This is a genomic window from Rhizobium sp. WYCCWR 11146 (genome assembly GCF_013591995.1).
In the GTDB taxonomy this organism is placed as follows: domain Bacteria; phylum Pseudomonadota; class Alphaproteobacteria; order Rhizobiales; family Rhizobiaceae; genus Rhizobium; species Rhizobium indicum.
Window position 1 is genome coordinate 213764 of the sequence record NZ_JACCEY010000037.1, and the last position, 9031, is coordinate 222794.

Annotated in this window: 8 protein-coding genes and 1 pseudogene; 8 read left to right on the forward strand and 1 reads right to left on the reverse strand. The window is 59.2% G+C overall.

Annotated features, from left to right (window positions below; translation table 11 throughout):
- Positions 1 to 133: 133 nt before the first annotated feature.
- The 7 genes and pseudogenes from HX899_RS28690 to HX899_RS28720 all read left to right on the forward strand — a co-directional run bounded on the left by HX899_RS28690 (position 134) and on the right by HX899_RS28720 (position 6794).
- Positions 134 to 1438, forward strand: coding sequence for an ABC transporter substrate-binding protein (locus HX899_RS28690; RefSeq protein WP_180194223.1), 1305 nt, complete (start codon positions 134 to 136; stop codon positions 1436 to 1438).
- 82 nt (positions 1439 to 1520) lie between these two features.
- Positions 1521 to 2459 (forward strand): carbohydrate ABC transporter permease, encoded by a 939-nt coding sequence (locus tag HX899_RS28695; RefSeq protein ID WP_181293962.1) that lies wholly within the window; start codon positions 1521 to 1523, stop codon positions 2457 to 2459.
- A complete protein-coding gene (locus HX899_RS28700) occupies positions 2452 to 3300 on the forward strand; it encodes a carbohydrate ABC transporter permease (protein ID WP_003539503.1) in 849 nt (282 codons plus the stop codon). Before HX899_RS28695 ends, HX899_RS28700 begins: the two co-directional genes overlap by 8 nt.
- 22 nt (positions 3301 to 3322) lie before the next feature.
- Complete coding sequence (locus tag HX899_RS28705; protein ID WP_181293963.1) at positions 3323 to 4396, forward strand: ABC transporter ATP-binding protein; 1074 nt, start codon at positions 3323 to 3325, stop codon at positions 4394 to 4396.
- 346 nt (positions 4397 to 4742) lie between these two features.
- Positions 4743 to 5339: a hypothetical protein gene (locus tag HX899_RS28710; protein WP_181293964.1), complete on the forward strand. Its 597-nt coding sequence runs from the start codon at positions 4743 to 4745 to the stop codon at positions 5337 to 5339.
- A 147-nt stretch (positions 5340 to 5486) separates the two neighbouring features.
- Positions 5487 to 6254 carry a S9 family peptidase gene (locus tag HX899_RS28715; protein WP_181293965.1) on the forward strand — a complete coding sequence of 256 codons (768 nt, stop codon included), beginning with the start codon at positions 5487 to 5489 and terminating at the stop codon, positions 6252 to 6254.
- Positions 6255 to 6340: 86 nt separating this feature from the next.
- Positions 6341 to 6794 (forward strand): annotated as a pseudogene (locus HX899_RS28720) (GFA family protein).
- 155 nt (positions 6795 to 6949) lie between these two features.
- Here the strand turns inward: HX899_RS28720 and HX899_RS28725 are convergent.
- Positions 6950 to 7720, reverse strand: coding sequence for an alpha/beta fold hydrolase (locus HX899_RS28725; protein WP_181293966.1), 771 nt, complete (start codon positions 7718 to 7720; stop codon positions 6950 to 6952).
- Between the two features lie 168 nt (positions 7721 to 7888).
- Between HX899_RS28725 and HX899_RS28730 the strand changes: the two genes are divergently transcribed.
- On the forward strand, positions 7889 to 8887 hold the full coding sequence (locus tag HX899_RS28730; RefSeq protein WP_246697195.1) for an AraC family transcriptional regulator: 999 nt from the start codon (positions 7889 to 7891) through the stop codon (positions 8885 to 8887).
- Positions 8888 to 9031: the final 144 nt, after the last annotated feature.

Below are 9031 nucleotides of genomic sequence, written 5' to 3' on the forward strand. Positions count from 1 at the left end.
GCAGGGAATTCAGCGGTCCTGTCAAGCGCATTTGATAAAAATAGAGGCATTGGGTTGACAATATGCGAAAGCTCCGTTGAATTAATCCGCATAGGGGAAAAATTGTGAGGACAGGACCCCTGGGAGGAAAATCATGACTTTTAGGTTCAAGAGCGCCGCTTTTGGCGGCAGGCGTATCGCATCCATGGCCGCGGCTGCCGGCATGTTGCTGGCCGGAGCAGGTGCTGCCTCGGCGGCGACAGTCGTCAAATGGCTGCATCTCGAGCTCGACCCGAAATATGTCGCGGCCTGGGAAGACATCGTTAAGAAATACGAAGCCCAGCATCCCGACGTCGATATCCAGATGCAGTTTCTCGAAAACGAGGCCTTCAAGGCCAAGCTTCCGACATTGCTGCAATCTGACGACGTGCCGGATTTCTTTTTCAGCTGGGGCGGCGGCGTCTTGAAGCAGCAATCCGAAACCGGTGCCCTCCAGGATGTGACACCGGCACTGGATGCCGATGGCGGCAAACTGCGCGGCGCCTATAGCCCGGCTTCGGTCAGCGGCCTGACATTCGAGGGCAAGACCTGGGCTGTTCCCTATAAGGTCGGTCTGGTCAGCTTCTTCTACAACAAGGAACTGTTTGCCAAGGCCGGTGTGAAGGCCGAGGACATCAAGAACTGGGCTGATTTTCTCGGTACTGTGAAGAAGATCAAGGCCGCCGGCATCGTGCCGATCGCCGGTGGCGGCGGTGAGAAGTGGCCGATCCACTTCTACTGGAGCTATCTCGTCATGCGCGAAGGCGGACAGAAGGTCTTCGAAGCGGCAAAGACCGGCCAGGGCGAAGGTTTCCTCGATCCTGCGATCATCAAGGCCGGCGACGATCTCGCCGAACTCGGAAAGCTCGAACCGTTCCAGCCCGGCTATCTCGGCTCGACCTGGCCGCAGGCGCTCGGCGTTTTCGGTGACGGCAAGGCTGCGATCATCCTCGGCTTTGAAAATACCGAGGCCAACCAGCGCAAGAATGCCGGTGACGGCAAGGGTCTCGCACCCGAAAATATCGGCCGCTTCGCCTTCCCGGCGGTCGATGGCGGCGCCGGTAAACCGACGGATACGCTGGGCGGTCTGAACGGCTGGGCTGTCACCAAGAAGGCCTCCAAGGAAGCGCTCGATTTCCTCGCCTTCCTGACCAATGCCGACAATGAGCGGGCGATGGCCAAGGCCGGCATGCTTCTGCCCGTTGCCGTCGGCGCCGGCGACGGCGTCACCAACCCGCTGCTTGCCGAATCGGCAAAACAGCTGGCCGGCTCGACCTGGCATCAGAATTATTTCGACCAGGATCTTGGCGCTGCGGTCGGCCGCGTCGTCAACGACGTGTCGGTGGAAATCGTCTCCGGGCAGATGAATTCCAAGGACGGCGCCCAGATGATCCAGGACGCTTTCGAACTGGAACAATAACCAGCGCCTGCAGACCCTTCCTGGCGCTCCAGTGAAGAGCTGGAGCGCCAGCATTGCTGCCGACATGCCGAAAGCAGGAACAATGGCCAATATTTCAGTCCCGTCGATAACCACGGCCGCAAGGCCGGCAAAAAGAGCCGCAAACAGCAAGAGCTCGGTCGCCCATGACCGGCTAGCGGTGCTGTTGATCTTCCTGCCGCCGGCGCTGCTGCTTTTCACGCTCTTCGTCATCATGCCGATGGGCGAGGCGGCCTGGTACAGCCTCTACAAGTGGAACGGCTACGGCACGCCGACCGAGTTCATCGCGCTGCGCAATTTCCAGGTCCTGTTTCGAAATGCGGCCTTCACCCAGGCGCTGGTCAATAACGGCCTGATCATCGTGATCTCGATCTGCATCCAGGTGCCGCTTGCCATCTGGCTGGCCACCATGCTGGCGCACCGCATTCCGGGTGTCGTCGGCTACCGCCTCATCTTCTTCCTGCCCTATGTGCTGGCGGACGTTGCCGCGGGCCTTATCTGGCGCTTCGTCTATGATGGCGACTATGGCCTGTTTGCCGCCGTTTCCAACTTCTTCGGCTTTGCCAACCCTTACGTGCTCGCCGACAAGGACGTGGCGATCTACGCCGTGCTTGGGGTGATCGTCTGGAAATATTTCGGCTTCCACATGATGCCGTTCATCGCCGGCCTGCAATCCGTCGACAAGAGCGTGCTGGAGGCAGCCGAAATCGACGGCGCCACCGGCTGGCAGAAGTTTCGCTACGTCACGCTGCCGCTGCTCGGCTCGACCTTGCGTCTTTCCATCTTCTTTGCCGTCGTCGGCTCGCTGCAGCTCTTCGACATGATCATGCCGCTGACCGGCGGCGGGCCATCCAACTCCACCCAGACGATGGTCACCTTTCTCTACACCTATGGCGTCATGCGCATGCAGGTCGGTCTCGGCAGCGCCGTCGGCGTCGTGCTCTTCATCATCTGCGTGACGCTCGCCTTCGGTTACAAAAGGATATTCATGCGCCATGACTGATATGAGCTCTTCCATCCGCATGAGCACGTCGACACGCGTCTATCTCTATGTGTCGCTGAGCCTGATTGCCGCGATCGTGCTCGTGCCGCTGCTGACGACGGCGCTCGGCGGCTTCAAGACGCTGGGCGACCTGCGCACGAATCCCTTCGGCCTGCCGACGGAGTGGCAATGGGCGAACTACACCGATATCCTCTTCGGCGAGCGCTACTGGCTGCAGATCGGAAATTCTCTGGTGATCGCCTCGCTCACCGTCCTCCTGACGCTGATCGTCTCGTCGATGGCGGCTTTCGCCTTCGCCCATGTCCGCTTTTTCGGATCGTCCTTCCTGCTCAATTATTTCCTGCTCGGCCTGATGTTTCCGGCGGCAACCGCGATCCTGCCGCTCTTCATCCGCATCCGCGATCTCGGACTGCTCGATACCTATTGGGGCGTGGTGCTGCCGCAGGTGGCCTTCGGCCTTGGCATGAGCATCCTGCTGTTTCGAAACTATTTCCGCAACCTTCCGGAAGAATTGTTTCAGGCGGCTTTCGTCGACGGCTGCGGTTATCTCAGATTCTTCTGGCATATCTCGCTGCCGCTTTCGCGGCCGATCGTCGCCACCGTCAGTATCATCTCCTTCGTCGGCAGCTGGAACAGCTACATCTTGCCGCTGATCATGCTGAACTCGGAATCGAAATATCCCTGGCCGCTCGGCATCATGGTCTATCGCGGCGAATACGGCACGGAGTGGCAGCTGGTGCTGGCCTTCATCACGCTGACCATCCTTCCCACCATCATCGTCTTTTTCGTCGCCCAGAGACACATCATCGCCGGTCTGACCGCCGGTGCCGTGAAGTCCTGAGCCGAACCGTTGGAGTACCATCATGGCATCCGTTGAACTGACCGATATTCGCAAGACCTATGGCGCCGTCGATGTCATCCACGGCATTTCGCTTCATATTGAGGATGGGGAATTCGTCGCTCTCGTCGGCCCGTCCGGTTGCGGAAAATCGACGCTGCTGCGGATGATCGCCGGCCTTGAGGAGATCACCGATGGCGACATCGCCATCGGCGGCAAAGTCGTCAACGCCATGACGCCGCGCGAACGCAACATCGCCATGGTCTTCCAATCCTACGCGCTTTACCCGCACATGACGGTTGCTGAAAACATGGGCTTCAATCTGAAGCTTGCCGGCGTTGCCAAACCCCAGATCGAGGCCCGGGTGGCCGAAGCCGCCCGCATGCTGGATCTCGCCAACCTCCTCGACCGCAAGCCGGCCCAGCTTTCCGGCGGCCAGCGCCAGCGCGTCGCCATGGGCCGCGCCGTCGTGCGCAATCCCGCCGTCTTCCTATTCGACGAGCCGCTGTCCAACCTCGATGCCAAACTGCGCGTGCAGATGCGCTCGGAAATCAAGACGCTGCACCAGAAGGTCAGGACGACCTCGATCTACGTCACCCACGACCAGATCGAAGCGATGACGCTTGCCGACCGCATCGTCGTGCTCAATCAGGGCAGGGTGGAGCAAGAGGGGACGCCGCTCGAACTCTACAGGAAACCGGCCAATCTCTTCGTCGCCGCCTTCATCGGATCGCCGGCGATGAACATGCTCGAAGGCACGGTCGACGGCGAAAATGGTGGGCCTGCCGCTCGTCTCAGCGACGGCACGGCAATCCGCATCGCGCCCGACCGCAAGGTCAGGGCCGGCCAGGCCATCACCATCGGCCTGCGCCCCGAACATCTCGTTCCCGGCATATCAGGCGGCACGCCGCTTGCCGGCCGGACGATGCTGGTGGAACCCACAGGCGCCCAGACCCATGTCGTCTTCGACCTTGCCGGACAGCAAGTAACCGCCATCGTCGACGGCGAATATCCCGCCCGTTACGGCGCCGTGTTCGAGGCAAGTATTACGAGTGATCAGGTGCACGTCTTCGACCGCGGCACCGGCGTGGCGCTGTAGACGCAAGAAGGGGCATGCGAATCCTCGGCCTGGGAGATCGCCGAAATCTGTGCTGTCGCCACCTTTGCCGGGGTCGATCCTCGCAGAAGACCCGTAACTAAGTGATCGCAATCATTTCTGAGATGAACAAGTCCGTGGCACCACCGGCTACGGACTGATGATGCGGGTCTAGCCAGCTTCCGGCACTTTTAAACCACCAGCTGCGCTCTATCTGAGGATTTCCTTCTAGAAATGGCTCCGCGAACGCACGGCAACGCCACCAGCCGTGGAGCGTGGCAATTCGCCAAGAGCAGTCATCAACTGCGAATATCAGTCACCAATTGATCGCGATATTGGAGGTCAGAGAATGCAGCAACACCACTTGGGGATTTTGATTGGTGGCAGTTCGCATGTTGGAAAATCCACACTGGCAAAGAGTTTGGCTGTCTCGCTTGGTAGGGAACTCATTTCCACCGACAAATTGGGCCGCCACCCCGGTAGACCGTGGCCGACGCTCCGTCCCCAGGTAGCTGAATATTATTCACGTCTCTCCGATGATACCGTGCATTGGTTTTTGAAGGTGCATCACGAGAATATGTGGCCGTATATATGTCAGATCATCGAAAATCAGAGGCGGCTTTTGAAGCCCTTCATACTTGAAGGGTCAGCACTACGGCCCGAATACATGACGACACTCGATCCAAACCTCGTCAGAGCTGTCTTTCTGTACGCAGAAGACGACTTCTTACGTGCCCGCATGATGGAAGAAGCCGGCTACAAGGATGCCACTCAATCGGCGGCTTTGGTCATCGAGAAATTTGTGGAGCGTTCGATCCGCGACAAGAGGGAAATGTTAGAGGCAGCGCGAGACGCCAAACTTCAATGTGTTGACGTAGCTTACTCGGAAGCCCTTGAAGCCTTGGCCAAGGAACTTGCTGCTGCCTACTCGGTGGTCAATGAATAGGGCGGACAGCCAGCACCCACTTGCTCAAAAAGACCGAAACGGACGGATGAGCGGCTAAGCCATTTGGTTTCTCAACCATATCCGCCGTCACCGGACGTTGCCAATGCCAGAAGTTGCACTATTGTCTGTCCGGCACGCGAAATCCTGATGGTGGTTATGCCGGTAGTAACGCGATATCTCATTGACCGGGGTGACGGAGCCACGGTCGAGCTTTTTCAAGCTCAAGCCGCAAGCGAACCCCCCGCAGGAGCAATCCTATTTGTCCACGGCAATCAGGGTGGCCGTCTGCTTGGAGGGATAGAGGCGGTCGACAGCGGCGCGTTGCTTCGGTTCTGTTCTGGTTTGAATATCACTGCGGCGGCAGTCTCGCAGCCTGGTTTTGGGGCGTCAGATGGCCCTCCAGATTTCTGCGGTCCCAAAACCCAGCAAGCGATCATAGCTGCTCTCGCTTTCCTGCGGGGCCAACCTTCCGTCGATCCTGATAGAATTGTTCTCTATGGAAACAGTCGTGGTGCCGTTGCATCGGCCATGGTCGCCACCCAGGTTTCTGATCTGCGAGCAGTCATTCTAGCCAGCGGCGTCTATGATCTTGAAGTCGCTTATCGCGAGAGTTCAGACGGTTTGCGGTGGGCTATCGAGAAAGAGGCGGGCCTATCGAGAGAGGCCTTTCTGGCTCGCTCTGCATTGCATCATGCGCCCGACGTTCGGTCTGAGACGCTGTTGCTGCATGGAAAGCATGACGATCGTGCTCCTGTTGCCCAAGCCGAACGCTTCTCAAAAGCTCTGTCCAATGCCGGCGTCCTGGCGACGCTCCACGTCTTTGACTGTGGACATCAAATTCCAAGGAACCACATGCAGGCAGCTCTCAGGCCCTTCCTGCAAAGGGTGTTCAATCCTGTCGTGACGTACCACTAAGGCAGCATGACAGCTTCGGGCAGCGGGAAAGTGACGAAAACCTAAAAGAGATTAATCCCAAACCCGCCTCTTGAAGGAGGAGAAAAATGAAACGCATCGAGATGGAGATGAGTGGCGGCCGCCAGTGCGGTGCATTGCCGCATGTGTCAGAAAGCCTCGGGCAACATCTTTGCCGCGCTAGTCGCCGCGCCCGATGATGCGCTCAGCTGGACACGCGGCAAACCGAGCGTCTGGAAGAGCTCGGAGCTTGTCGAGCGCGGCTTCTGCGCCAATTGCGGCACGCCATTGTTCTTCCACCACCTTGAAAACGGTCGCATCAACCTGATGATCGGTTCGCTTGACGATCCGCATGCCTTCTCGCCGCTTGCCAATACCTGCACCGAGAACATGGTGGCATGGTTCGATACGATCACGGGCATAGAAAATACCGGTGCGACCGAAAACAACGGCGCCGACTGGGCCGCGGCGATCAAGGAGAGCACCAACCAGCACCCCGATCACGATACCGCCTCATGGGCGGCGAGGGGGCGTGATGGCTGAGTCCCAATCCGGCGGTTGCCAGTGCGGCGTCCGAGGCCGTGGCGCGTTGGCAGTGGCGGGCTTTGCTCGAGCTATTCGCCGCCCTGCGACTGGGATCGTTGGACATCGATGCTACCGACCACCGCTAGGCGGGCGATAGCATCGGTTGACGAGGGCTACTTTGCTCCTGCGGCCGCTTCTATGACCGCAGCTACTTCCTTTGCGTGCGAGGCCAGCGAGGAGTGGCTACCCTCGACCGTCGTCACCTTGGCCTTCATCCGTTCGGCAAAGAAAGCCTGTGCGTGGGGATCAAGGACGAGGTCCTTGGAGCTCAGGACGTACCAGCTTGGCTTGTCGTGCCATGCCGCGACCTCAGCAGGCGCATCGAAGGCAGTGTGGTTGATCGGCATCTGGTGCGCTCCCAGATGTTCACCGATCTTCTTGGGCAGGTCGCCCGCCACTGCACTGGGGAACACTGCAGGATCGATGCTCAAGTAACCCTTTGCGTCGGGCCGAATGGCCGCCGCTCCGGGGGTTGCCGGACCGCTGGCTGCCAATGCTGTGATGGTTTCACCTTTCTCGGGCGCAAAGGCCGAGACATAGACGAGTGATGCCACCTTGGCGTTGTCGCCCGCCTCGCCGATCACCACGCCACCCCAGGAATGGCCCACCAGAACAACCGGGCCATTTTGCGCATCCAGCACCGCATTGGTGGCAGCGACGTCGTCAGCAAGCGAGGTCAATGGGTTCTTTACCGCAGTCACCTTGTAGCCCTTGGCGGTCAGGATTGCAGCGACGCCGTCCCAACTGGTTTCGTCGACGAAGGCGCCGTGGACAAGAACGATATTCTTAATTGTTTGATCCGGGAGAGCCGGCTGGGCCCTTGCGGGTGCAGCACCAAGCATGGCGGTCGTTAACATTAGGGCGGACATAAGAAGAGATTTCATTTGGGGAGCTCCTATAGGGCGCATCAGCGCGATTGCTTAATTCGGATAATCTGCAATGCTGTCACCTACACGACGGCAGGAAGACCAGGATGGCCTTGCCTTCGCGGAAACACTTGAACTGCCAGATAATTCCTCTTTAAAGACAAAACCAAACTAGGGCTTACCGAGATGGATCACCATGACCAGAGCCCCGCAATGCATGCTCCATCGTCCAAAAATGCGATCATGCTCGCCTCTCGTGTGGATCTGCTCTCCCAGATTTTGGCCATGGTCAGCCTGCATGGCGAAATCGTCTTTACAGTCGAGCTCAGCCAACCATGGGCGCTACGCTTTCATCCAGGAGCGGCTTATTTCTTCATCGTGCTCGAAGGGGGCCTGACGGTTGTAAACGATCAGGGCCATGCCTTGCAGGTGGCAACTGGCGATCTGATCATGCTGCCGCGAGGCCTTGGGCACGGCTTGAGCGATGGCGAGTGTGCATCTGAGGCTGACTTGGCAGCCCTGATGGCGGCGCAGGTTACCGCCGAAAAACTCAATGTCTCCTACGGCGGAGGCGGCCAACAGACCAAGCTTATCGCCGGAGCCTTTCGGTTCGAAAGCGCTTCCGTGCCCTGGCTCGTATCGGCACTGCCGTCGGTCATTCACATTCCAAAAGCCAGCGGCGAGACCGCCGGATGGGCCGAGGGCCTTGGCTACTTCATGATGAAGGAAGCCCAGGAGGTGTATCCCGGCGCGTCCATCATGATTTCACGGCTGATCGACGTGCTGGTGATCAGTATCCTGCGTAGCTGGGTGCGGATCGAGCGGGGCGGCAATGTCGGCTGGCTTGGAGCGCTCGGGGATGCGCGCATCAGCCGCGCGCTCAAGGCCATCCACGACGAACCTTATCGGCGCTGGACCGTGCTCGATCTGGCTCGGGTGGCGGGCCTGTCCCGGTCCGGCTTCGCGGCGCGATTTACAGCATTGGTGAAAGAAGCGCCACTTTCCTACCACAGCCGCTGGCGGCTGACGCTCGCCTTGGGCTTGATGCGCCAGCCTGATGCCAAGGTTGGGTCGGTCGCCAGGCAAGTCGGCTATGATTCCGAAGCAGCCTTCAGCCGAGCTTTCAAGGCACAGTTTGGTTTTGCGCCCATGAATGCCAAATCGACAACTATTCAGGATCGATGATGGTGTAGATCCGGCGCAATGCATGAACTCGCCCCGATAACAGACGCGTCGCTTCCGGCCCCGTAGCGGTCGTCTATCCAAGCCGAGCCGATGTCCGTTGTTGGTGCGAACCGGGCAGCCGCCGGGCCACCCCGGCGGGCGGCC

Bases quoted from the DNA above. Each gene is read 5' to 3' on its own strand.
- HX899_RS28690 (WP_180194223.1), top strand. From the start codon at position 134: ATGACTTTTAGGTTCAAGAGCGCCGCTTTTGGCGGCAGGCGTATCGCA.
- HX899_RS28695 (WP_181293962.1), top strand. From the start codon at position 1,521: ATGGCCAATATTTCAGTCCCGTCGATAACCACGGCCGCAAGGCCGGCA.
- HX899_RS28700 (WP_003539503.1), top strand. From the start codon at position 2,452: ATGACTGATATGAGCTCTTCCATCCGCATGAGCACGTCGACACGCGTC.
- HX899_RS28705 (WP_181293963.1), top strand. From the start codon at position 3,323: ATGGCATCCGTTGAACTGACCGATATTCGCAAGACCTATGGCGCCGTC.
- HX899_RS28710 (WP_181293964.1), top strand. From the start codon at position 4,743: ATGCAGCAACACCACTTGGGGATTTTGATTGGTGGCAGTTCGCATGTT.
- HX899_RS28715 (WP_181293965.1), top strand. From the start codon at position 5,487: ATGGTGGTTATGCCGGTAGTAACGCGATATCTCATTGACCGGGGTGAC.
- HX899_RS28725 (WP_181293966.1), bottom strand. From the start codon at position 7,720: ATGAAATCTCTTCTTATGTCCGCCCTAATGTTAACGACCGCCATGCTT.
- HX899_RS28730 (WP_246697195.1), top strand. From the start codon at position 7,889: ATGGATCACCATGACCAGAGCCCCGCAATGCATGCTCCATCGTCCAAA.